Origin of the sequence: Aquidulcibacter sp. (genome assembly GCF_044346625.1) — a bacterium.
Lineage (GTDB): Bacteria > Pseudomonadota > Alphaproteobacteria > Caulobacterales > Aquidulcibacteraceae > Aquidulcibacter.
Genome location: NZ_JBIIYV010000017.1, coordinates 19,617 through 43,772, shown reverse-complemented (window position 1 = coordinate 43,772; position 24,156 = coordinate 19,617). Strand labels below are relative to the sequence as shown.

General features: G+C 57.2%; 28 protein-coding genes. 18 read left to right on the top strand and 10 right to left on the bottom strand.

The window, feature by feature from the left end:
- Window positions 1-13 precede the first annotated feature (13 nt).
- Window positions 14-2,401: a phenylalanine--tRNA ligase subunit beta gene (pheT, locus tag ACIQ20_RS06640; RefSeq protein WP_395778616.1), complete on the top strand. Its 2,388-nt coding sequence runs from the start codon at window positions 14-16 to the stop codon at window positions 2,399-2,401.
- 41 nt (window positions 2,402-2,442) lie between these two features.
- Here the strand turns inward: pheT and ACIQ20_RS06635 are convergent, their stop codons facing one another.
- The gene (locus ACIQ20_RS06635) at window positions 2,443-3,021 is read right to left on the bottom strand and encodes a VOC family protein (protein WP_395778614.1); all 579 of its coding nucleotides are present in this window, start codon (window positions 3,019-3,021) and stop codon (window positions 2,443-2,445) included.
- A 97-nt stretch (window positions 3,022-3,118) separates the two neighbouring features.
- Here ACIQ20_RS06635 and ACIQ20_RS06630 point away from each other — a divergent pair, with 97 nt between their 5' ends.
- The 12 genes from ACIQ20_RS06630 (at window position 3,119) to ACIQ20_RS06575 (ending at window position 11,617) form a co-directional block, all read left to right on the top strand.
- Window positions 3,119-3,964: an HpcH/HpaI aldolase/citrate lyase family protein gene (locus ACIQ20_RS06630; RefSeq protein WP_395778613.1), complete on the top strand. Its 846-nt coding sequence runs from the start codon at window positions 3,119-3,121 to the stop codon at window positions 3,962-3,964.
- Window positions 3,965-3,966: 2 nt separating this feature from the next.
- Window positions 3,967-4,488, top strand: a complete 522-nt coding sequence (locus ACIQ20_RS06625; RefSeq protein WP_395778611.1) for a MaoC family dehydratase — start codon at window positions 3,967-3,969, stop codon at window positions 4,486-4,488.
- Between the two features lie 47 nt (window positions 4,489-4,535).
- Window positions 4,536-5,732, top strand: coding sequence for an acyl-CoA dehydrogenase family protein (locus ACIQ20_RS06620; RefSeq protein ID WP_395778609.1), 1,197 nt, complete (start codon window positions 4,536-4,538; stop codon window positions 5,730-5,732).
- A gap of 59 nt (window positions 5,733-5,791) precedes the next feature.
- Window positions 5,792-6,070 (top strand): DUF2442 domain-containing protein, encoded by a 279-nt coding sequence (locus ACIQ20_RS06615; protein ID WP_395778607.1) that lies wholly within the window; start codon window positions 5,792-5,794, stop codon window positions 6,068-6,070.
- 97 nt (window positions 6,071-6,167) lie between these two features.
- The gene (locus tag ACIQ20_RS06610) at window positions 6,168-6,419 is read left to right on the top strand and encodes an antitoxin (RefSeq protein ID WP_395778605.1); all 252 of its coding nucleotides are present in this window, start codon (window positions 6,168-6,170) and stop codon (window positions 6,417-6,419) included.
- Entirely contained in the window at window positions 6,416-6,808 is a 393-nt protein-coding gene (locus ACIQ20_RS06605) for a type II toxin-antitoxin system VapC family toxin (RefSeq protein WP_395778603.1), read from the top strand. Before ACIQ20_RS06610 ends, ACIQ20_RS06605 begins: the two co-directional genes overlap by 4 nt.
- Window positions 6,802-7,215 (top strand): GFA family protein, encoded by a 414-nt coding sequence (locus ACIQ20_RS06600; RefSeq protein ID WP_395778601.1) that lies wholly within the window; start codon window positions 6,802-6,804, stop codon window positions 7,213-7,215. Before ACIQ20_RS06605 ends, ACIQ20_RS06600 begins: the two co-directional genes overlap by 7 nt.
- Window positions 7,212-7,769, top strand: coding sequence for a lipocalin family protein (locus ACIQ20_RS06595; protein ID WP_395778599.1), 558 nt, complete (start codon window positions 7,212-7,214; stop codon window positions 7,767-7,769). The genes ACIQ20_RS06600 and ACIQ20_RS06595 overlap by 4 nt, the downstream gene beginning before the upstream one ends.
- Window positions 7,769-8,905: a CaiB/BaiF CoA transferase family protein gene (locus ACIQ20_RS06590; protein ID WP_395778597.1), complete on the top strand. Its 1,137-nt coding sequence runs from the start codon at window positions 7,769-7,771 to the stop codon at window positions 8,903-8,905. The genes ACIQ20_RS06595 and ACIQ20_RS06590 overlap by 1 nt, the downstream gene beginning before the upstream one ends.
- Window positions 8,902-9,378, top strand: coding sequence for a DUF3995 domain-containing protein (locus ACIQ20_RS06585; protein WP_395778595.1), 477 nt, complete (start codon window positions 8,902-8,904; stop codon window positions 9,376-9,378). Before ACIQ20_RS06590 ends, ACIQ20_RS06585 begins: the two co-directional genes overlap by 4 nt.
- A complete protein-coding gene (locus ACIQ20_RS06580; RefSeq protein WP_395778593.1) occupies window positions 9,375-10,544 on the top strand; it encodes a CaiB/BaiF CoA transferase family protein in 1,170 nt (389 codons plus the stop codon). Before ACIQ20_RS06585 ends, ACIQ20_RS06580 begins: the two co-directional genes overlap by 4 nt.
- Window positions 10,544-11,617 (top strand): DUF2332 domain-containing protein, encoded by a 1,074-nt coding sequence (locus tag ACIQ20_RS06575; protein WP_395778591.1) that lies wholly within the window; start codon window positions 10,544-10,546, stop codon window positions 11,615-11,617. The genes ACIQ20_RS06580 and ACIQ20_RS06575 overlap by 1 nt, the downstream gene beginning before the upstream one ends.
- Window positions 11,618-11,629: 12 nt before the next feature.
- Here ACIQ20_RS06575 and ACIQ20_RS06570 read toward each other — a convergent pair whose 3' ends face one another.
- Window positions 11,630-11,833 carry a SlyX family protein gene (locus ACIQ20_RS06570; RefSeq protein WP_395778589.1) on the bottom strand — a complete coding sequence of 68 codons (204 nt, stop codon included), beginning with the start codon at window positions 11,831-11,833 and terminating at the stop codon, window positions 11,630-11,632.
- Window positions 11,834-11,966: 133 nt separating this feature from the next.
- On the opposite strand from ACIQ20_RS06570, the gene ACIQ20_RS06565 reads away from it, so the two are divergent.
- Entirely contained in the window at window positions 11,967-12,701 is a 735-nt protein-coding gene (locus ACIQ20_RS06565) for a superoxide dismutase (protein WP_395778587.1), read from the top strand.
- A 256-nt stretch (window positions 12,702-12,957) separates the two neighbouring features.
- Here ACIQ20_RS06565 and ACIQ20_RS06560 read toward each other — a convergent pair whose 3' ends face one another.
- The 5 genes from ACIQ20_RS06560 to ACIQ20_RS06540 all read right to left on the bottom strand — a co-directional run bounded on the left by ACIQ20_RS06560 (window position 12,958) and on the right by ACIQ20_RS06540 (window position 18,006).
- Window positions 12,958-13,314, bottom strand: a complete 357-nt coding sequence (locus tag ACIQ20_RS06560) for a cupin domain-containing protein (protein WP_395778585.1) — start codon at window positions 13,312-13,314, stop codon at window positions 12,958-12,960.
- The gene (locus ACIQ20_RS06555) at window positions 13,314-13,916 is read right to left on the bottom strand and encodes a CC0125/CC1285 family lipoprotein (protein WP_395778583.1); all 603 of its coding nucleotides are present in this window, start codon (window positions 13,914-13,916) and stop codon (window positions 13,314-13,316) included. The genes ACIQ20_RS06560 and ACIQ20_RS06555 overlap by 1 nt, the downstream gene beginning before the upstream one ends.
- 105 nt (window positions 13,917-14,021) lie before the next feature.
- Window positions 14,022-15,221, bottom strand: a complete 1,200-nt coding sequence (locus ACIQ20_RS06550; RefSeq protein ID WP_395778581.1) for an amidase — start codon at window positions 15,219-15,221, stop codon at window positions 14,022-14,024.
- Complete coding sequence (locus ACIQ20_RS06545) at window positions 15,221-16,603, bottom strand: phenylacetate--CoA ligase family protein (RefSeq protein WP_395778579.1); 1,383 nt, start codon at window positions 16,601-16,603, stop codon at window positions 15,221-15,223. The genes ACIQ20_RS06550 and ACIQ20_RS06545 overlap by 1 nt, the downstream gene beginning before the upstream one ends.
- Window positions 16,600-18,006, bottom strand: coding sequence for an MmgE/PrpD family protein (locus ACIQ20_RS06540; protein ID WP_395778577.1), 1,407 nt, complete (start codon window positions 18,004-18,006; stop codon window positions 16,600-16,602). Before ACIQ20_RS06540 ends, ACIQ20_RS06545 begins: the two co-directional genes overlap by 4 nt.
- A gap of 72 nt (window positions 18,007-18,078) precedes the next feature.
- On the opposite strand from ACIQ20_RS06540, the gene ACIQ20_RS06535 reads away from it, so the two are divergent.
- Window positions 18,079-19,377, top strand: a complete 1,299-nt coding sequence (locus ACIQ20_RS06535; protein ID WP_395778575.1) for an acetyl-CoA hydrolase/transferase C-terminal domain-containing protein — start codon at window positions 18,079-18,081, stop codon at window positions 19,375-19,377.
- Window positions 19,374-20,090, top strand: coding sequence for a GntR family transcriptional regulator (locus ACIQ20_RS06530; RefSeq protein ID WP_395778573.1), 717 nt, complete (start codon window positions 19,374-19,376; stop codon window positions 20,088-20,090). Before ACIQ20_RS06535 ends, ACIQ20_RS06530 begins: the two co-directional genes overlap by 4 nt.
- Here ACIQ20_RS06530 and ACIQ20_RS06525 read toward each other — a convergent pair.
- Together ACIQ20_RS06525 and ACIQ20_RS06520 are read right to left on the bottom strand one after the other, a co-directional pair.
- Window positions 20,087-21,097: a YeiH family protein gene (locus ACIQ20_RS06525; RefSeq protein WP_395778571.1), complete on the bottom strand. Its 1,011-nt coding sequence runs from the start codon at window positions 21,095-21,097 to the stop codon at window positions 20,087-20,089. The genes ACIQ20_RS06530 and ACIQ20_RS06525 overlap by 4 nt on opposite strands.
- Window positions 21,098-21,140: 43 nt before the next feature.
- Complete coding sequence (locus ACIQ20_RS06520) at window positions 21,141-21,404, bottom strand: DUF6356 family protein (protein ID WP_395778569.1); 264 nt, start codon at window positions 21,402-21,404, stop codon at window positions 21,141-21,143.
- Window positions 21,405-21,507: 103 nt separating this feature from the next.
- Between ACIQ20_RS06520 and ACIQ20_RS06515 the strand changes: the two genes are divergently transcribed.
- Entirely contained in the window at window positions 21,508-21,984 is a 477-nt protein-coding gene (locus ACIQ20_RS06515; protein WP_395778567.1) for an Lrp/AsnC family transcriptional regulator, read from the top strand.
- A gap of 36 nt (window positions 21,985-22,020) precedes the next feature.
- Window positions 22,021-23,232: a bifunctional phosphopantothenoylcysteine decarboxylase/phosphopantothenate--cysteine ligase CoaBC gene (gene coaBC / locus ACIQ20_RS06510; protein WP_395778565.1), complete on the top strand. Its 1,212-nt coding sequence runs from the start codon at window positions 22,021-22,023 to the stop codon at window positions 23,230-23,232.
- Here coaBC and ACIQ20_RS06505 read toward each other — a convergent pair.
- Window positions 23,229-24,029, bottom strand: coding sequence for an undecaprenyl-diphosphate phosphatase (locus ACIQ20_RS06505; RefSeq protein ID WP_395778563.1), 801 nt, complete (start codon window positions 24,027-24,029; stop codon window positions 23,229-23,231). The genes coaBC and ACIQ20_RS06505 overlap by 4 nt on opposite strands.
- Window positions 24,030-24,156: the final 127 nt, after the last annotated feature.

Genomic DNA, 24,156 nt, shown 5'->3' with positions numbered 1-24,156 from the left:
GGGATTTGTACCGATGAAATTCACTTTGTCTTGGCTGCAGGATCATTTGGCCACCGACGCCCCCTTGTCAGCTGTGCTCGACGCCATGACCATGGCGGGCCTAGAGGTTGAGCATTGGGAAGATCCAGCTGACAAACTGAAAGCTTTTTCAGTCGCGAAGATCATCTCTACCGAGCGACACCCCAATGCCGACCGCCTGCAGGTCTGTCAGGTGGAAACCTTTGAAGGCATGAAGGAAATCGTCTGCGGCGCACCCAATGCGCGTTCGGGTCTTACGACCGTTTACGCGCCCTTGGGCACCTATATCCCTGGTAGCGGCATCACCTTGGAGCCCCGCGCCGTGCGTGGCGTGGTATCAAACGGCATGCTGTGTTCTGCGGCCGAACTTGAAACCGCCGAAGAAAGCGATGGCATCCTTGAGTTGGATGACGCGCTAGCTGTTGGCACCCCGGCGGCTGCGGCCTTAGGCCTCGCCGACGCGGTCATCGACTTTGAAGTGACGCCAAACCGTCCCGATTGGCTGGGTGTCGTGGGTATCGCGCGCGAACTCGCTGCCGCGGGTCTTGGTCAACTGAAAGATCATTCAGTTAAGTCTGTTTCGGGCGATTTTCCTTGCCCGGTCACAGTCACCATCGAATCCCCCGATGCCTGCCCCGCCTTTGCGGGTCGGCTGATCAAGGGTGTAAAGAACGGCCCCAGCCCGAAATGGTTGGCAGATCGCTTGCGTGCCATTGGCCTGCGCCCGATCAATACACTGGTCGATATCACCAATTTCATTTCCTACGACCGCGCCCGCCCGCTGCACGTCTATAACGCGGCCAGGCTTTCGGGCGGTATTGTTGCCCGTATGGGTCAGGCTGGCGAGAGCTTTGTGGCGCTCGATGGCAAAAGCTATGAATTGACCCCTGCCATGTGCGTGATTGGCGATGCATCCGGCCCCTTAGGCTTGGGCGGGATTATGGGTGGCGTGTCGTCGGGCTGCTCGGATGAGACCGTTGATGTCTTTGTGGAAAGCGCATTGTTCGCGCCGCTCAATATCGCGCAAACCGCGCGCACCTTGGGCATTCAATCGGACGCCAAATACCGGTTTGAGCGCGGCGTTGATTCTGGCTTCATGGTCGACGGGCTCGAGCTCGCGACCGCCATGATCCTGGAGCTCTGCGGTGGGACGGCTTCGGAAGTGATTGTAGCTGGCGAAGTACCCGCTTCGCCGGAGGCCGTGCCCTTCGCGACCAAGGAAGTGCATCGTTTGACGGGCTTGGAACTTAGCGACGGCGAGATTGACACCATCTTGTCCGCTTTGGGCTTCACACCTGAAGTGACCGGCGCTGGCCTCCGCAAAGTCGGTGTACCAAGCTGGCGCCGCGATGTAGCGGGTTCGGCTGATCTCGTTGAAGATATTGCCCGCATCGCAGGCTTTGACCGCTTGCCCACGGCCAAACTCCCTGAACGCAAAGGCCGGAAAGAACCCCTCCTGACACCAGCGCAGAACCGCGTTCGCGTCGGCCGTCGCAGTCTTGCCGCCCGCGGCTGGATGGAAGCGGTGACCTGGAGCTTCGCCAGCCGCGCGACGTGTGAGCTGTTTGGCGCGGCACAAGGCGGCGGGGCTTTGGTTTTGGCCAACCCGATTGCCTCCGACTTGGATTGCATGCGGCCCAGCGCTTTAATCCATTTGCTGCTGGCTGCACAACGCAATACAGACCGGGGCTTTGGCGACCTCGCTTTGTTTGAAGCAGGCCCGATCTACAAAGGTGATGGCCCTAAGGATCAGGAAATGGTCATTGCTGGGGTCACGCGCGGGGCGATCCGTCATTGGAGCGGCACCGAGAAGCCAGACGTCTTCACGGTAAAGGCCGATGTCTTGGCCATGCTGGATGCGATGGGCGCGTCGACCGGCGGCATGCAGACGGTTCAAGGCGCTCGCGCTTGGTGGCACCCCGGCCGCTCGGGCAGTTTCAAGCTCGGCCCCAAGACAATCTTGGCGGAATTTGGCGAGCTTCACCCTCGTGTTTTGAAAGAATTGGGCGTCGATGGCCCGGTCTATGGCTTTGAGTTATTCTTGGACGCGTTGCCGCCTGCCAAGGTGAAAGCCGGTAAGACAAAAGCAAAGCTGGAGGCATCTGCCTTCATGCCTTTGACCCGCGACTTTGCCTTCGTCGCCAAGGCCGATTTGCCCGCAGGTGACCTGATCCGGGCCGTTGCTCAAGTCGATAAGGCCCTGATTTCAGACGTAAGTCTGTTTGACCGCTATCAAGGCCAAGGCGTAGCAGAAGGCGAAGTGTCGTTGGGGCTGGAAGTCGCGCTCCAACCGCGCGAGCGGACCCTGACCGATGCAGAGATCGAAGCCGTCAGTATAAAGATCATCGCAGCAGCGGCAAAGCTGGGCGCGCGCTTGCGCTAAATAGAAGTGATCTCGAGGCGTTTGGGACCAAGCGGCTTCCTTTACCGCACACTTGGCGGGTCAGACTTGGGATACTCATAGAGCACGATCACATTGCCATCCCAGTCGAGGAAGCCTTGTTCGGTCCCATCTCCTTGGCCGACCGACGCCAGGACCCGCGCGCCGAAAACGGTGAGGCCCATGGCTTTGGCCCTTGAAATGATCTCGGCCAATCGGCCATTGGCATTGATGACTGCGCCAGTGGTGCGAATGCCGGACTTGGGTGCTAGGGGCACGCCCTTCACCTCCAGCAAGGCCAAGGTGCGTACTTGGGTTGGTCCCGCACTTAAGGTGCAAAAGCGCATCTGGGCTTCTGTGGGGATATTGAACACTTCGCGGGAATAGGAATTGGGTCCAGAAGTGGTGATTGCACCGGGTTGGAAGCCTATGACGTCACGCCACAGGGTTAAAGCACGCTCCATATCGGTAACAACATAAAGTTGGCGCTTATAATAGGAACCTGCATACGGGGCTTCTACGGCTTGCGGAGGCGGAGCATGCTGCGCCAGTGCAGGAACCGCAATGATCGCCGACAACACCACCCAAAGGGCTGCAAATCTAAATCTAAGCTGTCGATCCACCTCAAAAGCTCCCATCAAGGCCAAAACAAAGTCATGGACTGGCGCGGTTTCGAATTGACGTCAGCATATATCGGGTTAAATGTCCGGACAAATGAAAATGTTTCGCTCACTCCTCTTTGTTCCGGGCTCCCGGCCAGACCGCTTTGAAAAGGCTCTGGCGGCAGGGGCTGATTCCATCTGCATTGATCTTGAGGACGCTGTGCCGCCACAAGATAAAGCCGCCGCCCGCGCCGGGGTCATTGGCTGGCTGGAAGCCAATTCAGAGAGCTACCCCGATTGCGCCATTGGCGTGCGGATGAATGGCCTCGACACTTTGGATGGCCTCAAAGACATCATCGCCTTTAGCGAGACCAAAGGCCGCCCAAATTTCTTTATGATCCCAAAAGCTTCTTCTTATTCAGCCCTCGCCAACTTCGAGCAATTGCTGCATTTGCGCGACCTAAATCAGAAGCGCGTGGCGCTTTGGGCTGTAATTGAAACCGTTGTAGGGCTCAAAAATGCGTCTGACATTGCGGGAACTTGCGGGTCGCGCGGTGGCGTATTGTTTGGTGGCGCAGATTATTCGCTCGCCATTGGCACTGGCATGGAATGGGAAGCCCTATTTCATGCCCGCGCGACGCTTGCCACAGAAGCTCGCGTGACCAACGGAGCCTTGATGGATGTGCCTTATCTGAACGTGAAAGACGAAGAGGGTCTCCGCGCCGAATGTATGCGCGTGAAGGCCTTAGGCTTTGATGGCAAGGCCTGCATTCACCCCAGCCAAGTGGCCATCGTCAATGAAGTCTTCTCGCCTTCTGAAGTCGAGTTAGAATGGGCCAAGCGCGTAAGTGAAGCCTTCAAATCGCAGGATGGCCGCGCCCTATTACTTGATGGCAAAATGCTCGACATCCCCGTTTATCTGCGCGCAGAGCGCATTTTGTCCAAAGCAGGAATTGAGTTCTAACCATGGTCCGTAACGTGAAAGAAGTTGGCCCCCAGCGCTACCGGGAAACATTTGGTCGCTATTTTGAGGAATTCACCGTCGGCGACGTCTACGAGCATCGCCCCGGCAAGACCATCACCGAATATGACAACCACATGTTCACGCTGATGACGATGAACACCCACCCGATGCATTTTGACGCCCAGTTTGCCGCCGCCAGCGAGTTCAAGAAGAACCTTGTTGTGTCGCCCTATACACTGGCTTTGTGCATCGGCATGAGTGTGACCGACACCAGCCAGAAGGCGATCGCCAATCTGGGCATGGATGAGGTGAAGTTCACCGCACCTGTCTTTGCAGGTGATACACTCTATGCGGAAAGCGAAGTCCTCGCCAAACGCGAAAGCGCATCGCGCCCTGGCCAAGGGATTGTGACCATCGTCACCAAGGGCTTCAACCAGGACGGCGTCATGGTGTGTACCTTCAAGCGCAACATGCTGATCCCCGCCCGCGGCCACGCGGTTGAGGATAAGGTCGGCAATTACTGATCGAATTTGGATGAAGTCAGGCGCTGCCTGCGAAGGAGACTAAGACGATGGCAGACGGAAATTTCGGACATATCAGCGAAGCAGATGAGCGCCAGATGCTGGACGCCATCCAGAAGTGGATCGAGAAGAAAGTTGCCCCCGTGGCGATGAAGCTGGAGCATGACAACGAATGGCCAGCCGACCTCGTCAATGATATGGCGGAGCTGGGTCTGTTTGGCGCGATCATCCACCCTGATTACGGCGGCCTTGGGCTGTCCGCGACCACCTATTCCAAGATCGTGACGATGATCTCGCAAGAATGGATGAGCCTGACAGGCATCTTCAACTCGCATTTGATGATGGCCACCGTCGTTCAGCGCTTCGGAACCGACTATCAAAAGGAATATTGGTTGCCCAAGTTCGCAACAGGCGAAATGCGCGGTGGCTTGGGCCTGACAGAGCCTGATGCCGGTACCGACTTGCAAGGCATCCGCACCGTCGCCCGCCGCCAAGGCGACAATTATATCGTCAATGGCACCAAGACCTGGATCTCCAACGCCATTGAAGGCCATTGCGTCGCCTTGCTGGTGAAGACCGACCCCGATGCCCAGCCCCGCCATAAGGGCATGAGCATGCTGATCGTGCCTAAGATTGACCCTGAAACCAAGGTTCCGCTCAAGGGCGTCAAGAACGGCAAGAAGCTCGAAAAGCTTGGCTATAAGGGGATTGATTCCGGTGAGTTCATCTTTGAAGACTATGAAGTCGACGCCAAGAAGAGCTTGGTAGGCGGCGAAGAAGGCAAGGGCTTTGTTATGGCTACGGGCGGCTTGGAGATTGGCCGCGTGAACATCGCTGCTCGCTCGGTGGGGATTGCCAAGCGCGCTTTGGCTGAAAGCGTCAAATATGCCCAAATGCGCAAGACGATGGGCAAGCCAATTTGCGAGCATCAGGCCATTCAGCTGAAACTAGGCGAAATGGCCGCCAAGACGCGCGCCGCAGAGCTTCTGACCCAAGATGCGGCCGCAGCCTTTGACAGGGGTGAGCGGATCGACATGGAAGCCGGCATGGCGAAATTCTTCGCCTCAGAAACTGCTGTCGAAGTCTCGCTGGAAGCCATGCGCATCCATGGCGGCTACGGTTATTCCAAGGAATATGTCATCGAACGCCTCTATCGCGACGCGCCCCTCATGTGCATCGGCGAAGGCACCAATGAAATGCAACGCATCATCATCGCGAAGCAATTGGTGGCGCGCAATCCGATTTAGGGGGAGCAACTTTACCTTTCTGCAAAGGATGAGCCGATCCATAAGATTGAGGGTTTAAAATGAGGAAGCTCGCAAAAATTACTCGGGTCGAAACCTGTGGCCCCCATACGCTTGAAATCTGGTTTGAAGATGGTTCGCATGGCGTCTGGCAGGCCGACATGACTGGACGTAGGGGCCCAATGGCCCAGCCGCTTCACGATGCGAACTTTTTTGCACGTGCATCCATTGAAGACAATGCCTTGGTTTGGCCGAATGGCTGGGATGCGAGCGCTGATTTCGTACAGGAAGAGATGCGGCGCGCAGGGACATTGAAAGGAAAGTTGGCAGCGGCGGAGTAAGCTGACGGCGAGCCCCTAGACGGAGCTTGGCTTGAAATTTGATTGAACCCCGGATCATGCTCGTATATACATGTATATACGAGCATCGGAGACAGACATGGCGACGCACAAAACGAAGACGTTTAAAAGCGGGAATAGCCAAGCGGTACGCTTACCCAAAGCGCTGGCCTTTCCAGACGGCACGGAGCTGGAAATGAAACGCGATGGGGACGTTGTTACCCTTCGGCCAACGCTGCGATCCGGCAAGATTAGTTTCAAGCAAATGATGGCTGAGCTACGCAAACTGCCAGACGTCACCGAAATTGAAGTACGCGATTCTGACATTTTTCCCGAGCGCGAGGGTCTATGAGCGGACTTTACTTGCTCGATACCAGTGTCGCAATTGAAGTACGCGATCGCAGTCAGGCCATTCTTGATAAGCTAGATCAATTGAACGGACGGTTTGCGATTTCTGTAATCACGCGGGTGAAGCTTGAAGGTGGCGTTCATCGGGAGCCAGCTTCTGCCGCATTAAGGCGTCAGCGCCTTGATGTATTTCTTTCGCATATGCCGGTGCTCCCTTTCGAGAAAAAAGATGCGGATCGGTATGGATTTATCTTGCAATCCTGCGGGTTTTCCCGCCGTAAAATCCTAGACCGCATGATTGCTGCCCAAGCTCTCAATGCTAAGGCAACTTTGGTGACCCTCAATCCGCAAGACTTTGAAGAAATCACAGACTTACAGGTGCTTGGATGGTGAAAACGTGGCGAACCGGCTCTTGTCATTGTGGCGATGTACGCTTTTCCGTGAGGGCCCCAGATCAAGTCGAGGTGGAGGCCTGCAATTGCTCCATCTGCGCCCGCACGGGCTTCGTGCATCTCATTGTGCCGCTGGACGATTTCAAACTCGAGGCCGGGGCCGATAAGCTCACCTCTTACCGCTTCAATACCGGCGTCGCCAATCATACCTTTTGCAGAAAATGTGGCGTGAAGGCATTTTATACCCCCCGCTCCAATCCAGATGGGGTCAGCGTCAACGCCAATTGCTTTGATCCTGATCAAGCGCCCTCCCTGTCAATCGTGCCGTTTGATGGCCAGAATTGGGAAGCCAATGCCGCCAAACTGGCGCATAAATCTGCTCCACCCACGAAAGGGGAAACAGCATGAAACTTTCACTCTATGCCAGCGCATTGGTTGGTTGCATCGCACTATCGGGCTGCATTGCCGGAACCATGGGGAGAGCGAAAGATGCTGCACCCCCGACCACAGTCGCCTCGGTTGACCTCAATAAATATGCGGGCAAATGGTATGAGATTGCGCGCTATCCAAACAGCTTTCAGAAGAAGTGTGAGGGTGTCACCGCCGAATACGCCCTGCGCCCGGACGGTCGAGTGGGAGTTACCAACACCTGTGCGACGGGCACCAGCGACGGTAAGCCGCGAAGCGCTGAAGGCGTAGCGGCGGTCATCGCTGGCTCGAACAATACCAAGTTAGCTGTCAATTTCGCGCCAATTCCTTTGCCAAAAGGCCAAGGTAATTATTGGGTGCTCTATCTCGACCCTAATTATCAAACAGCCTTGGTCGGCAGCCCCAATGGCTCCTATCTGTGGCTCTTGGCTCGCACCAAGTCGATCACGACCGAACAGCGGGCTGCGCTTAATGCCGCCGCAGAGCGCAACGGCTTTCGCACAGACCTCCTCAAAGAGACGGTTCAACCCTGATGCAGACGGCTAACCTCCCCCTCAAAGGCATCAAAATCCTGTCGATTGAGCAATATGGCGCAGGGCCTTATGGCACCATGCTTTTGGCGGATCTCGGGGCAGAGGTGATCAAGATCGAAGCGCCCAGCATGGGGGGTGATGTTAGCCGCGCCACGGGCCCTTACTTTCTGGGCGAGCAGGACAGCCAATTCTATCAGACTTTCTCACGCGGCAAATCGTCGGTCGCGCTGGAAATCAAAAGCCCGGAAGGCCGTGCGCAGTTTGAGGCTTTGGTCAAACAGGCCGATGCGGTAGCCAATAATCTGCGCGGCGATCAGCCAGCTAAAATGGCGATTACCTATGGCGACCTGAAAGAAGTTAATCCCAAGATCGTTTGCGCTCATCTTTCCGCCTACGGACGGGATAATGATCGCGCGTCTTGGCCGGGCTATGATTATCTGATGCAGGCTGAAGCGGGCCTGATGTCGATGAGTGGGGAGCCAGAGGGACCCCCGGTCCGATGCGGTCTGTCGATCATTGATTTTCACACCGGCAGCCAATTGGCCGTGGGCCTGCTCGCCGGCATTCTGGGTGCGCACCGCACCGGTCAAGGCTGTGATATTGATGTCGCCTTGTTTGATACCGCCCTGCATCAACTATCCTATCCCGCCACTTGGTATTTGAATGAAGGCGTGGAAGTGGGTCGCTTGCCGCGCGGAGCCCATCCCTCTATCGCGCCAAGCCAGGCCTTTAAGACGCAAGATGGCTGGCTGATGCTGATGTGCCAGACCCCAAAATTCTGGGAGATTTTTTGCGCCAAGACGGGTTGCCCAGAATTGTTGGCAGACCCCCGCTTTGCCAGCATTCCGGCCAGACGGGCGAATTTGGCAGCCTTGACTGAAGTCCTTGATGCGCTGTTGAGCACCCAGTCGACGGCCGAGTGGATCACGCTTCTGGGCGGGCATGTTCCCGTCGCGCCGATTTATGACATTGGCCAAGCCCTCGACAGTGTTCATGTGAAGGCGATTGGCATGACTGATGTCGTCGATCATCCTGACGCGAAGGATGGCCGCTTGCGGATGTTGGCCAGCCCGATCAAGGTCAATGGCAAGCGGCCAGCTGGAAAGCGGGCACCCAAAATGGGAGAGCATTTGTGAACAAAGGACTGGCTATAGTCGTTAGCTGCGCCCTTGTGGCAATTGCTGGCTTACACTTGTACTGGGGGATTGGCGGATACTGGCCTGGTCATGACGCTGCATCCTTGGTGGATATGGTCGTTGGTGCGCGCCCAGGCACGCCCGTACCGCCGTTTTGGGCTTGCCTAGTCGTAGCCGTCTGTTTGCTGCTCCCCGCCCTATCCGGCATGATGATTGCTTATCGGGTCACGTCCGCCTTACCCAAATTCTTGGCTTGGATTCCGGCGGCAGCCTTGTGGTTCTCTGCTCTGGTATTTCTCGCCCGTGGCTTGTCCACATATCTCTCGCCACTTGTGCTGAGCGCGCGCGGTACAGCATTTTATGAGCTTGATCGTATGCTTTATGCACCGCTATGTTTGGGACTTGCTGCAGGGTTAGTCGCAGTTTGGTTTACGCAACCCAAGACACAATCAATTCCTAAAGTGACCCCATGAAACTCCAAGGCCTCAAAGTTCTGGACCTCTCGGCCTTTTTGCCAGGCCCGCATCTGACGATGATGATGGCGGACCATGGTGCCGATGTCGTGATGGTCGAACCGGCCAATGGTGTGGGGGAGCCGACGCGTGTGATTGGCTATAAGACCGAAGACGGCGTGTCGGTCTGGTTTCGCAACATCGCGCGCGGCAAGCGTAGCCTGAAGATCAATCTGAAGGACCCTGAAGCGCGGGAAATGTTCTTGAAGCTCGCCACAGAAGCCGACGTGATTGTCGAGGCCTTCCGGCCCGGTGTCGTGAAGCGCTTGGGCGTAGATTATGATGCCATTGCCGCGATCAATCCGCGCATCGTCTATTGCTCCATCGCGGGTTTTGGCCAAGACGGCAAATATGTGAACAAGCCCGGTCATGATCTGACGATGGAAGCCATGGCAGGGCTAGTCGATCTCAACCGTGGCCTGACCGACAATAAGCCCGCTAGCCCCTCCATCCCGGCTGCGGACATGGCGGCCAGCCTCATGGCGTTTGCCGCCATCATGATGGCGCTCTATCGCCGCGCCGAGACGGGCAAGGGCGATTATATCGACCTGTCGATGTATGACGCACTTCTGTCTTGGACACCCAATGTGCTGGGCCCTGTCTTTGCCGACAATGCCCATCCGGTCGCCAAAGAGATGCGGCCGTTTGGTGGGGCGGCGATGTATCGGCCTTATGAGACCAAGGATGGGAAGTTCCTCGTGCTCGGTGGCTCTGAGCACCATTTTGCCAAGAATTTGCTCGACGCTTTGGGTCGGCCCGATTTATTCGACTATGCCAAGCTGGAACCCGGGCCCGGCCAAGACCCGCTGAAGCGCTATTTCGAAGAGACGTTTGCCAGCAAGACGTTAGATGAATGGAGCGCTTTCCTGAAAGACGTCGATCTGTGCTGGGCGCCCGTCCGCAGTCTGAAAGACGCGATGGAAGACCCCTATACAATCTCGCGCGGCATGGTGCTGACCGATGAGCAAGGCAACAAGCATTTAGGCATACCCATCCGCTTTCGCGATGAGCCAGGGCAGGCGCGCCTGACTCTCCCAGACTATGGTGCAGATTCTGAAAGCCTGGCGGCAGAGGCAGGTCTTGAACCCGGTGCCATTGCCGCCTTGAAAGAGCGAGGTGCCATCTAATGACTGGTGTGACCGTCCCCGAAGCCCTTCGGCAGCAAGCGATTTGGTGCAAGACGTTTGACTCTCCTTTTACGGCTGCCTTGTGCGAAACCATGGCGGATGATTTTGAAGCCGGTGGCGTTATCGCGCATTTGACTCGGAATTGGCCCACCCACCCGATCCAAGACGCATTATCCCTGCGGCTGGCAGGCGCGTTGCATGCCATTGTGCTGAGCGAGCCTGACGGCAGCCTGGCCCAAGTCTGGCCAAGGGGAGGCAGTTCTTGGTCCATGGCAGAGGCGTGGCCTGTGGCCAGTGCAACTTTACGCGCCCGCGAAAGCTGGGTGCGCGAGTTCTTGAAATCCCCACCCCAGACCAATGAAGTGCGGCGATCTATGGGCCTTTGGCCGGGCCTATGTGCTGCTGCTGAGGCCTTTGAAGGGCCGATGGATGTATTGGAGCTTGGGGCTTCGGCTGGCCTAAATCTCAGCATGGACCATTTTCATTATGATGGCGGCACTTGGCAGTGGGACAGCCCGATACCCGGACCGCGCGTCGCCATGTCGACGCAGTGGAGTGGCCCCGCGCCCCAATTTCCTGCCCATGCCTCTATCCGCAACCGCGGCGCATGCGATCAGAACCCTTTGAATGCCGGCAAGGCCGAAGACCGTTTGCGCCTTAGGTCCTATATCTGGCCAGACCAACCAGAACGCTTAGAGCGCCTCAATGCCGCCATGGAAATTGCGGAGGCCCAATCGATCACCCCAGATGCGGGCGACGCGGCTGACTGGATCAGGGGCAAGCTTGCAACACGCGCTAAAGACGCACTGACCGTGATCTACCATTCTGTCTTCTTTCAATATCCGCCTCAGAGCGTTCGCGAGGCCATCACTCTGGCCATTGAGACGGAAGGCGCGCGCGCCACATCAGCGGCACCATTAGCTTGGCTGCGCTTTGAGCCCGGTGGCATTTTGGGGCGTACCCAGGATGGGGTCGGCATGACCTTAGAACTCATCGAATGGCCGTCTGGCCGAAGACGTATCTTGGCGGACATCGATCCCCATGGCCGCTTCGTTCATTGGCACGGGGCTTGAGTGTATTCCGCGTCAATAATGGGGTGGTTTCTGATCGGGGGGAGGGGCTTCTGAGCTATCATGCTGGCGTTGCGCCTCCCGCTCCAGCATCAATTCGAGCCGACGATTTAGGCGCTTAATCTCATCAGCTTGTTGATGCGACAGATCCGACAGCTCCTCGACTGTGCGCATCAAATGCATCACGTGAACTTCTAAGGCCTCAACGCGTTCTTCCATCTTCATGCCCTCTTTGTGCCACGCTCTTAACGCAAGACTACGGGACTGGTGACATTATTGTCAGCACGTTCAGACTTGTTTCTTGCCACACCGCAGACCATGTTCCAGCCACGTCTTTAGGAAAGTAGAATTCATGCGCCTAGCCCTGACTTTGACCCTGACCGCCTTCAGCTTGTTGTCCTCAGCTGCCTTGGCACAAACCCCAGCGGCCCCAGTCGTACCAGCCACAGCCGCGACACCGGCTGCACCGGCCTTTACCCAAGCTGCCCTGCCTTATGCTTTTGGCGCGTTGGAGCCTATCGTCGATGAGGCGACCATGCGCATCCATTTTGAACGCCACCATGGCGCGCAAGTCACAGGCCTCAATGCTGCCATTGTAGCCACGCCGGCCTATGCTGGTAAGAGCCTCGAAGCGCTTTTGGCCACTGCCTCAACGGCCCCAGCGGCCATTCGCAACAATGCAGGCGGGCATTGGAACCACAGTTTCTATTGGAAAATTATGGCTCCCTTAGGCACGGGCGGCGCGCCGTCGCCAGAGTTGACCGCCGCAATCAACCGCGACTTTGGCTCGCTTGATGCCTTCAAGACCCAGTTCCGTGCCACCTCCATGGGGCGTTTCGGGTCTGGTTGGTCTTGGCTGGTCGTCAAACCAGACGGCAAGCTAGCTGTCGGCTCCACCCCTAATCAGGACAATCCTTTGATGGATGTCGGCGATTTCCGCGGCAAGCCCATCCTTGGCAATGACGTGTGGGAGCATGCTTATTATCTGAAATATCAGAACAAGCGCGCCGACTATGTCGATGCCTGGTGGAGCGTGATCAATTGGAACCAGGTGTCCAAGCTTTATGCTGAGGCGGTGAAGCCTTAGGCATTTCCGTGTGTGGCTAGATTCTTCTGTCTGGAACGCTTTGGTGAGGGCTCTGCCTCACCAAAGGCCCAGCTCAAGTTTGGTTTGGTGATTTGGCGGGTCAAGGTCGCAGCTCTGCTGCGTCGCGGTGCGACAGATTTCCAACGGAAATCTGACCTTGACGCGCAAAATCACCGTTTCAGAATTTTCGACATGGTTTTGGGGACCAGAAGGGTCACCAAAACCATGTCGAGACGATTAGCCAAAAGCAAGCCAATCAGCCCGCCGCAGGCAGCACGATCACATAGTGCTTTTCCATGTCTTCGAGCACCTCCCAAACGCCTTCAAAGCCATTTGGAATGACAAAGCCATCGCCGGTTTGAACCTCGATGACGTCGCCGTTCGAGGCTGTAAGACGGGCACGGCCCTTGGTGATGTGGCAATATTCCATCTCGTCATAGATGACCCGCCAAGAACCACGTGTCGCATGCCAGACGCCTGAAAATACGCGACCATCGCCGCTTTCATACAGGTTCTGCGTGCCGCCTGTGGCCCCGGCAACCACAACCCGATCGGGCTCTGGCTCCCAAGGCTCTATTGCTTCTGTACAATCGCGGAACAGGATGATCCGCATTAGGGCTTTGCTACAGGCGGTGCTGGAGGCGGCGTGATGCGTGCGCCCAAATTCGCCTTCACATCGCGGGCGTCAAACGCCTCGACCCGATCCGCTGGCTTGGGGCCTTTACCCAAAATGATCTCAGCCGTGGCTTGAAAACGGGTGATTTCTTCTTTGTCAAACCGGTCGAAGAACGGGTCGTAGAAACTGTTTGACCAGAACGGGTCATAATAGCTCACCCAGCCATACCGTGGGTGGAAGGTTCGAAACGAAGAATAGCCAATCCCGCCACCAAATGCCCATCGCGACCCCGTGCGCGGGCGGCTATAGGTCTTGGGATCGGTGGATCGCTGGGCGACTTGAAACCAGTCATAGCCATTGTCGATGGTCACATCAGCGGCCCGTAACAAAAGCGAGTCCTCAACTTGCTGACGGGTGGTCTTGGTATTGCCGTCAAACGTAATACGAAAGCGATTGGCTTCAATCCGTTGATCAGTAAAGCCGAATTTACCTGTTGCTGCGGCTTGATAGGGCGTTGGGCCAGACTTGGTCGTCGTCGTGGCACAAGCCGATAGGCCTACTGTAGCAGCAAGGGCAATTAAAGTTACAAGCGTTCTCATCGCATCTCTCCACTTGCCCGTCCCGAACCTAAACATGCGCGCAAGGGCCTCATTCGGCAAGGGTTAACCACTGTTCGCCGAGACATATTTTTGTGTTTAGGTGCTCTAGGACCCCTGCCACACCGGCAAAGTCATCGCAGGAAAGATGCCAGCAAGACCTAACGCAATGTCTTCACGGCCCGGTGCCGTCATGGCGTGGAACCCGATGGGTAGGCCATCGATCAGGCCCATGGGTGCACTGATGGCAGGCAGATCGCCAACATTGGCGTACATTGTGGCATAGGCCTGATCCACGGGCGGACCGACGTCGTGGTCAAAGGCGACATGTGAAACGGTAGGGCTGATAACGCCTGCTAATCCTTCACGCGCGAGACAAGCGCGCAGGCGCTCTTTGGCCAGCGCAATGGTCTCATAAGCCTGATCGATGCGCGCTTTCGGCGAATTCTTGCCGTAAAGCAGCATGGCCCGAAACTCTTCCGTTAAGCCCGACTTCGGATCTGCCAGTTCGGTGGCCCATTCGCGTGCGCCTTCAATTTCACACACCAAGAGGCAGGCCAAAACGATATCGATATCGGAGAAGCCCAAGGCCAGATCAACTTCGACTACCTCTGCCCCTGCGTCTTTCAGGCGTTGGCAGGCCGCATCAAACACTGGCTGAACCAGCGGTGGCGCACCCACACGGTCGCGCGCGACAGCAAAGCGAAGGCCCTGCATATCAGTCAGCGGCGCTGGTGCGCCTAAGGCTTTCGCGACGGCCCACAAGGTCTCCGGGTCTTTCGCTAAAGGGCCCACTTGATCCAAGGTGGTCGACAACGGCACAACACCAACTTGTGAAACCAAAGTTCCTGATGGCTTCCACCCATACACACCGCAATAAGATGCCGGTAGCCGGATGGAGCCCATGGTGTCTGAGCCCAGCGCCGCGTCGACAAGCCCCGCCGCAATTGCGGCACCTGAACCACCCGACGAGCCGCCGGGAGAGAAATTGGGCCGCCAGGGATTGATGCAGCGGCCATAGGCCTTGTTATCGGTGGTGGCACCCAAGGCACCTTCATGCATATTCAGTGTACCGATGATATCAGCACCCGCAGCGCGCAATGTCGCCACCACAGGCGCATCCGTAGCCGCGATAGCATGGCACCGCGCCTCGGCCCCTGCCGTGTTGGCAAGGCCCTGAACCGCAATATTGCCCTTAATCCCGAGCCGTAGGCCAGCCAGTGGCCCGGCCGCAGCAGGTGGCGTTTCATCAAAGGCGATAAAGGCGTTGAGGGCCTGATTGGCGGCAAGAAGGGTTGAGTGATCCATCAGCGGTGATCTAGCAGGCGAATGGGTTTTTGTCTGGACTCAATCTGGGTCAAAGCAGCCGTACCACCGGGCGGCACCAATTCGACTTGCGCTTCGATGCCGAGTTTACGCTTCAAGGTCTCGCGATAGGCTTCTGGATTGCCGCCGCGATCCTCGCATACCACGACAAGTTCATCGCGGCCTTGTGCGTCGCGCATGACCTTACAAATCCACTCACCGGCAAAGGCTGGCAGTTCGGCCAGGATCGGCCCGACCGCTTGCGGGAAGACATTGATGCCGCGCAGCTTCACCATATTGTCAGACCGGCCAAGGAAGCCTTCAATCCGCTTAAACTGCACCCCGATGGAGCTTTTGTCGGTTCGAAAAGCGCTGACATCATGGGTGTTGAAGCGGATGATGGGATAAACATCATCCTTGAACAGACAGGTGACAATCAGATCACCAGTCTGGCCATCGGGCACAGGCTGGGCGGTATCGAGGTCGCAGATTTCGACCCAATGGGCGTCTTCCATAACATAATGACCATCGCGGTCTGGCCCTTCGCCCGCGATCATGCCGGTATCGCCAACGCCATACCAATCGTAACATGCCGCCCCACCCCAAAGGGCGGAGACTGCATCCTTATCTTCGCGGCCAAATTGACCCGAGATCATGCGGATCGGAATATCAACACCCGGCTCTAACCCCTCGGCGCGGGCCACTTCAGCGAGCTTTTTGATATAGTCGGTGAAGCCCAAAATGACGGTCGCGCCAAAGTCGCGCATTAGGCCCACTTGCGCCGCACTGCGCGTTTCAATCCCGGTACCCGCCGACATGAAAGTCGCACTTGTCCAGCGGGTGACGGCTTCGCGAATATAATGGCCGCCATTGATCATGCCGTGACCATAAACCGAATGGACCACATCGCTTGGCCGCATGCCCTGCCAGCGAAACAAGCGGGCGAGCAATAGGTTCTGCACTTCCCGTGTTTTCGCCCCGAAGAACAGCGGCTGTGGCCGCCCCGTCGTGCCGCTTGTGGTGTGAAAAATCATCGGCGGTCGGGCACCCTCGGGATAGGAATCCAAGCCCGCAAAGTCCCCAAAAGGCGGATGAAGCGCGATACTTTCAACAATCTCTTGCTTGCCGAAGGTCGGTAGTTTGGGCAGATCGTCGAGCGATTTAATGTCGCCAGCCTCTATCCCATGCTTGCCCCACAGGCGCCGGTAGAAATGGGTTTTGGCGGCCCGGGCAACCAGCTTTTGAAACAAGCGCTCTTGATGGGCGCGCAAGTAGTCGCGACTGATGGTGGTCGCCATCTTTACAAAGTCATCGCCAATCGGATGGTCTTTGAGGAGCGCTGGATAATCGAGGCTTTGGGCAAAGCTGGTATGTAAATCCGTCACGACAAAATCCCTGCGGCAAGGCGGCCCAACAGGCCGACATCGGTGAGTTCAGTCAGCTGGTCAGTAGCCTCAATGAGGGCACTTTCCAGAGCAGGGTTGGCCCCGCCAAAGCCGAACGCACAACAGGCCCTAAACTTCGCCAAATGCGCCCCGCGGCTCAAGGGGCGCTGAGGTGTGCCCAAAAGCCTTTCGATCCCCACTTCCAGGACCCGACCATCCTTGAGTAAAACGCGGGCAGATTGTGGCACGAACGCAGACGCTTCGGGCACGTCATTGACTACCACTTGCATGCGGGCGGCAAGCTGGTGGATCACCGGATCATTCAGGCGCTCGGGCGTAAAATCGGTAAGGTCCACGTCACCCTTGGTCAGCGCTATCGCCCCGACATAGGGCAAGCACAAGCGCGCATAATTGACCTCTAAGGGCGGTGGCGCGATGGGGCGACCGACCAAATGATGGATCAAGGGCGGGGCCGAAATCGTCAAATGCTCTAGATTGTCTGCGGTCAGACCGAAGCTCACCAATTGCTGGATCATGTCGATCCCGCCGTGCGAGGCACGCCCACTGGGGAAGGGTTTCCAGCTAACTTCTGCCGCGCGCCAGATTTGACCAAGGCTTGACAGCACAGGCTCAAGGGCGGTTTCCAACTCAAATAGCGAGAGATAGCCAAACGGGCCATCGATGGACCCCATGGGGCCGGGTAGGCCTGCCTCTACCAAATCCACCGCGACGAAGGCAGACCGTGCCGCACCTGCCACACTGGCCGCGAGTGCAGGGGTGCCCTCAACATGGGCTTGCATTGTTCCCGACGCAAAGGCGAGCGCATAGCCAAAGGCATGTGCGGTCTGATCGGCATTGAGACCCCGTGCATGCGCCAAAGCCGCAACCGCGCCAAAGAGGCCGCACGTCGCAGGGCGGAAGAAGCGGATTTGCGATTTAGCGGCGACACCGAGGCCTGCCGCCACATCCACCCCGACTGCGGCAGCAGAGACGAAACGAGCGCCGGCCAAACCTGTCCGCTGCGCCTCGGCCAACAGGACCGGGATCACCACGGTGAACGGGTGCAGCACGGCCCCTTCATGGACGCAATCAAACTCTAAAGCATGGGCCTGAAATGCATTGACAAAAGCCGCATGCGGCGCGGGTAAAGCCTCACCCGTGGCAAAGACATGGGCCTCAGCCCCGCTGCCCCATTTGGCCGCAGCTTGGCGAACGCCTGTCGCATAGGGAGAGCGTGTGCCTGCAATGCCAACGCCGATTAAATCCAAGGTGAAGTTGCGCACCGCCTGAACCGCTTCGGGGGGCAAGGTCGCCAAAGTGGTGGAGGCCACATGCAGAGCCAGCTTCTGGGCCGCTGTGTGTGGTGACTGTGCCTGTATAGACTCTGAGCTTTGTCCGGACATATTGGGGACATAGCATGCTATGAGCGAAGCGCAATCACTCTGACCCATTTTGCCGAAAGAGGCCGCAAAAACGTGCAAACCAAGACTTCTTCGGCCCAAAGTGCCCATCCCGTGAAGCTGTCGTCGCGGGCAGAAGCGGCTGCCCTTCTGGCTGAACGGGCACGCGGCGGGCGGGTTTTCATACCTGCCGGGCCGGTAGAGCCCTTGAGCTTGGCAGAGGCATTTCGGGCAAACCCGGAGCTAGCGGACGACCTAAGTTTTTGTGGCTTGTTTGTACCGGGCCTCAATCGTTTTGACTGGGCGACCTTATCACTCAAAGCCTCGGCTGAGGTTTTTCTACCCAGTCCCGATTTTGCCGCCACCATCGCCACAGGCCAAACACGCGTCATCCCTTGTCATTACTCAGCGGCCTGGCGCTATTTGAGGACGGCCCCGTTCAAGGCTGCGGTGTTTCATGTCGCAGCCCCTGATGCGGAAGGTTTTTGCTCGCTATCCCTGTCGGCAGATGCAAGCCCCGCCTTCTTTGACCGCGATGTGTTCAAGCTCGGCTTGATCAATCCGAGCCTACCTTTTGTGAAAGGCGCACCCAAGCTACATTTAAGCGCCCTAGATGCTTGGGTGGAGGCCGATGCGCCGCCTGCCCAACTATCTACCCCCGCCCCTTCAGGCGACGTGGATGCAATCGTTCATCATGTGACCAGCTTGATTGAGGATGGCGCGACCCTGCAGGCCGGGATTGGCAAGCTTCCCGGGGCGATCATGGCAGGGCTGACCGGGCGACGCGGGCTTTCCATCCACTCTGGCCTGATCGGCGATTGGATCCTGCCTTTGATAGAGGCAAAGGTGCTGGCCGATCAGGCGGATAGCTTGAAAGCTGGCATCATTCTTGGCAGTCACGCCTTACAGGCCCGCATGGCGCAAGAGACCCGCCTGAAGCTGATCCCGATTACAGAGACCCACGGTGCGGCCCATCTTGGTGCGATAGAACGTTTTGTCAGCCTCAATGCGGCGCTGGAGGTGGATTTGTTCGGCCAGATTAATTGTGAGTTTGCAGGCTCACGCACGCTGGCTGGCGTTGGCGGAGCGGTCGACTTTCTGCGCGGCGCGCGCCTAAGTCCCGGCGGCAAGCCGATTGTGATGGTGCAAAGCGTCGGCAAGCAAGGCGAGCCTCGGATTGTGCCCCGACTGACCACGCCGAGCGTCTCTATTGCCCGCTCTGATGCGCCGATCTTGGTGACTGAGCAGGGGGCCATTGATTTGGAGCCCTTGGACCAAGACGCCCGGGCGCAGGCGATTATCTCGCTGGCCGCGCGACAGCATCGGGCGGACCTGATATCGGCTTGGTCCCAACATAGAGGTGCAAAAGCATGAGTGCGCCCACCCCCCTCTACCGCCGCCTGGCAGATGATCTGCGCAAAGCCATTGCCTCAGGCCAATATCCAACTGGCAGCCTTCTACCCACTGAGTCAGACTTATGCGCTACCCATCAAGTCTCGCGCCATACTGCCCGCGACGCGCTGCGGATCTTGACCGACGAAGGCCTGATTGAGCGCCGCCGGGGCGCAGGCTCGGTCGTGATTGCCGCCAAGCCGATTGGCCCTTTCTCGCAAGGCTGGGGCGAGATTGGCGATATTCTCCAATATGCGCGCGATACCCGCCTTGTGATCTTAAACTATGGCGCGGCGGACGCAGCCGACATTGCGGCTATGGGTCTGGACGCGGGCCTCTCTTGGATTGGGATTGATGGCCTGCGCATGCGGACGACCGGTGGCAGGCCCCTAGCCCACACCCGTATCTGCGTGCGAGCTGACCTAGCGCCACCGCGAGATGCCCTAGATGACTGGCCACACGCAATTGCAGAATATATTGCCCGCCACGCTGGGGTTCTGGCCGCAACGATTGAACAGGACATCTCCGCAATCAAATTGGGCCGCGAGCTGGCCAAGAGCTTGCACGAGCATGTGGGCGATCCCGCTTTGCGGACACGGCGGCGCTATCTAGATGCCTCGGGTCAGGCCTATCAGGCCAGCATCAGCATCCATCCGGGCGAACATTTCACCTATTCGATGTCGGTTAGCCGCTAGGCTGGCATCATCATCATGAGGCCGACCCCGGTTGCGGAGATGGCGGCAATTATGGCGGTCTGGATCAAAAGTGCGCCCACCGCGCGTGGGCCCAACAACATCACCCCTTTGATTGACGTGTTAGCCCCCAGCGCGACCATGGAGACGATCAGGCAAATGCTGGACAATTTGGTCAATGCGGCAATGCCCGTAGGCGTTAGCCAACCGGTATTGGCCACCACAATTGCCGCCACAAAGCCAAGCAGAAACACAGGAACGGTGGCTTCATTCTCTTCCTGATCGCCTTCCTTGCGGTCGCGCCAGGATAAGATCATCAAGAGGCCAAAGATCACAACTGGCATCATGGCGACGCGGATCATTTTGACGGTGGTCGCAGCCGGAGTGGCCGCTTCGCCATAGACATCCGATGCCGCAACCACCTGGGCCACTTCGTGGATGGAAGCGCCCAGAAACACCGCAGACGGGATCATCGGGATGTTGAAGAAATGGCAAAGCGCCGGATAGGCCACCACGGCGATGGTGCCAATGATGGTGATGCTGGCCACAGTCGCCACCACATCGCGCTCAACATTGGAATTGGGCCTGCGTGCCAGAACCGTTGCAATCGCCAAAGCCGCAGAGGCCCCGCAGATGGCGACAGACGTGGCGGTCAAAAATGCGGTGGCGCGTGGGAGCTTCAAGGCCCGCCCTGCCAGATAGCCTAAGCATAAGGTGCCAAAAGCCGCCGAGACCGCGATCACAGCCGGCTGCCAGCCTAAGGCTTGCAAGTCCGAAATCGTGATGCGAAAGCCCATCAGGGCGACACCGACCCGCAACAAAGGCTTGGCCAACAAATCATTGCCGGGCTGGAACGTGGGCTTGGTTAGAAAAATTGCGGCCAGCATGCCCAAGAGGAGGGCGATCAGCAGGGTGGGGACGCGTGTGCCTTGGGTTGGGAAATAGGCGATGGCGGCCAGAAAGAGGCCCAGGCCAACACCGGGGCCAAACTTTGTAAGCGATTTAAACATAAGGCCCCACAATCACGCGCGCCTAGCCAATGCGCCGACACGCTCAGCTTAGGGCTGTTTCACCAGAGCGTGCAATTGGGGCCGGTGCGGCCGCATGCTTGGTATTGCGGTGCAAGACCATCCGTTCATGCAGGCAACAAATAGTTTGGCTGCCGGTGGACTTAAACAGGCCGGGGATGAGCCCATGAATAATGCAGGCACAGGCTGCACCCAGCATTTGGAAGCCGAAACTGAAAGCCACGCCCAAATGTTCAAAATAGCTTTCGCCGACACTCTCTGGATGCTCGACAAACAATTTCTTGAACATGGTTGCTATCTCCCCGTTTGAAGACAAAGGTTCTCACAGATTCTATGGTAAATTTTCACTTTCTTATTGAAAATCAGCTTGGCTTTGGTATATTTCTTCGATCATGAAGCCAGAAAATCAAAAAATTGACGAAGCGGACATTAAGCTTTTGTCCATACTTCAAACCGATGCCTCTGTATCTTTAGAGGAATTATCGTCGCGCACCGCCATGTCTGCCAACACCGCTTGGCGGCGCATCAAGCGGATGGAAGAGGCGGGTATTATTGCCAAGCGGGTTGCCTTGATCGATCCAGAGGCAGTGGGCCTTGGCATGACGGTCTTTGTTGCCATTAAGACGTCAGACCATTCCGATGAATGGCTGGAAAACTTTGCCCGCTCGGTCTCGGCCATTCCAGAAGTCGTCGAGTTTTACCGCATGAGTGGGGATACCGATTATCTCCTCAAGCTATTGGTTGCCTCGATCGCCGATTATGACCGTGTCTATAAGAAATTGATCCGCAGCGCGAAGTTGAGTGACGTCAGTTCCAGCTTCGCGATGGAGACGATCAAATTTACTACCGCTGTGCCTTTGCGAATTTAGCTTTTGGTACAAGTTTTTATGGTCTAAATGGCAGGTATGAGCTTAAAGCGCGTCCTTTTGATCGTGGGTGGAGGGATCTCTGCCTATAAGACCCCGGAACTGGTGCGGGCGCTGGAGAAGCGTGGCATCGGCTGTCGGGTTATCCTGACCCAAGCTGGCAGCCAGTTTGTGACGCCGCTAACCTTGGCCAGCTTGACCAGGGACGATGTGCATCAAGAACTGTTCAACCTGACCCATGAAGCCAAGATGGGCCATATCGAACTATCGCGAAGTGCTGACCTCGTTCTTGTGGCCCCTGCGACAGCCGATCTGATCGGTAAAGTGGCCAATGGTCTGGCCAATGACTTGGCTTCAACCGCCCTTCTAGCGACCGATAAACCTGTCTTGATGGCACCGGCCATGAATGTGCGCATGTGGGAGCATCCCGCCGTGCAGCGCAATCTGGCCACCTTGCGCGGAGATGGCGTTTATTTCATTGGACCCGATGACGGGGCAATGGCCTGCGGCGAATATGGCTCAGGCCGCATGGCAGAGCCCGACGCGATTGCTTCAGCGGTGGAAGCTTATTGGCTTAAGGCATCGGCGGATAAGCCCTTGAAGGGCAAACGCGCGATCGTAACAGCCGGGCCAACCCTAGAGGCGCTCGACCCCATTCGTTTCCTATCCAACCGTTCGTCCGGCAAGCAGGGCTATGCCATCGCCCAAGCGCTCGCCGACGCTGGCGCAGACGTGACTTTGGTGTCTGGGCCCACCGCGCTGAATGACGTGCTAGGCGTGACCATGGCGCGGGTTGAAAGTGCGCGGGATATGCTGGCTGCCTGCCAAGCCGCTTTGCCTGCCGACATCTTTGTCGCGGTTGCCGCCGTCGCCGATTGGCGGCCGGAGGCCAAAGCCGACGTTAAGCTTAAACTCAAGGGCGACGCTAAGGCCCCAGCCATGACTTTGGTCGAAAACCCCGACATTCTGGCTACCATCGCCCAAGCCGGGCCAATGAGGCCAAGCCTGGTTATCGGTTTTGCCGCTGAGACCCACGACGTCCTGGCCTATGCCACTGCCAAACGGGCGAAAAAGGGCTGTGACTGGGTGGTGGCGAACGATGTCTCTGGCGAAGTCATGGGCGGGGAAAGCAACCAGATCATGCTGGTCACCTCAGACGGGCACCAAAGCTGGCCAGAAGCCCCAAAGGCCCAGATTGCCGAGCGGTTGGTTGCCGCAATCGCCACCCATTTCGGCGTCACAACAGCCTAGAACGGCCAGAAGATGCCCAGCATCAAAAGCCCGACGACAATGCGATAATAGGCAAAGGGCGCAAAACCCATACGCTGCACGACGCCAATAAACAGCTTGATCACGAAAATCGCGGTAATGAAGGAGACGAGGAAGCCGATGGCGACCAAGATCAAATCCTGCCCGCCTTGCGCCAGCAACGCTTCGCGATTGCTCCAGCCTTCATAGGCAAAGACGCCAACCATGGTCGGGATGGATAGAAAGAAGCTGAATTCCGCTGCAGGCTTGCGGTCGACGCCCAGCATCATGGCCCCAATGATGGTGGCCCCAGATCGAGACATGCCGGGGATCAGGGCCAAACATTGGCACATGCCAATCTTCAGGCCCATGGCAACCGAAATATCATCGACGTCAAGGATTTGGGGCTGGGGCCGGAAGCGCTCGGCCAGCAAAATCAGAACTCCGCCGACCACCAAAGTGACCGAGACCACCACCGGACTAAACAAAACGCCCTTGATGAAGTCATGCAGCAGCGCGCCGAGAAACATTGAGGGGAAAAACGCGAGAATGACCGCAGCCGCGAACTGACGTGACGCGGGGCTGGACGGTAGGGTAATAAAGACCCCCCACAGCTTTTCAAAATAGAGCACGACAACCGCGAGAACCGCACCCAGCTGGATCATGGTCTCAAACGTGTCCGGGACTTTTCCTGGCAGAAATTGCTCAGCCAAAATCAAATGGCCGGTCGAGGAAATCGGCAGAAACTCTGTCAGGCCTTCGATAATACCCAACAAGATGGCTACGAAATAATCGCTCATGACATCCAATCAATGATAAGCGTTGTTTGAGGCCTCATGGCACGGCTTCACGCGCAAAACCAGCCAAGGTTACACCGGCCAACTAGGTAAGATTATATACCAAATAAGTCAGACGGGTTTTCACTAT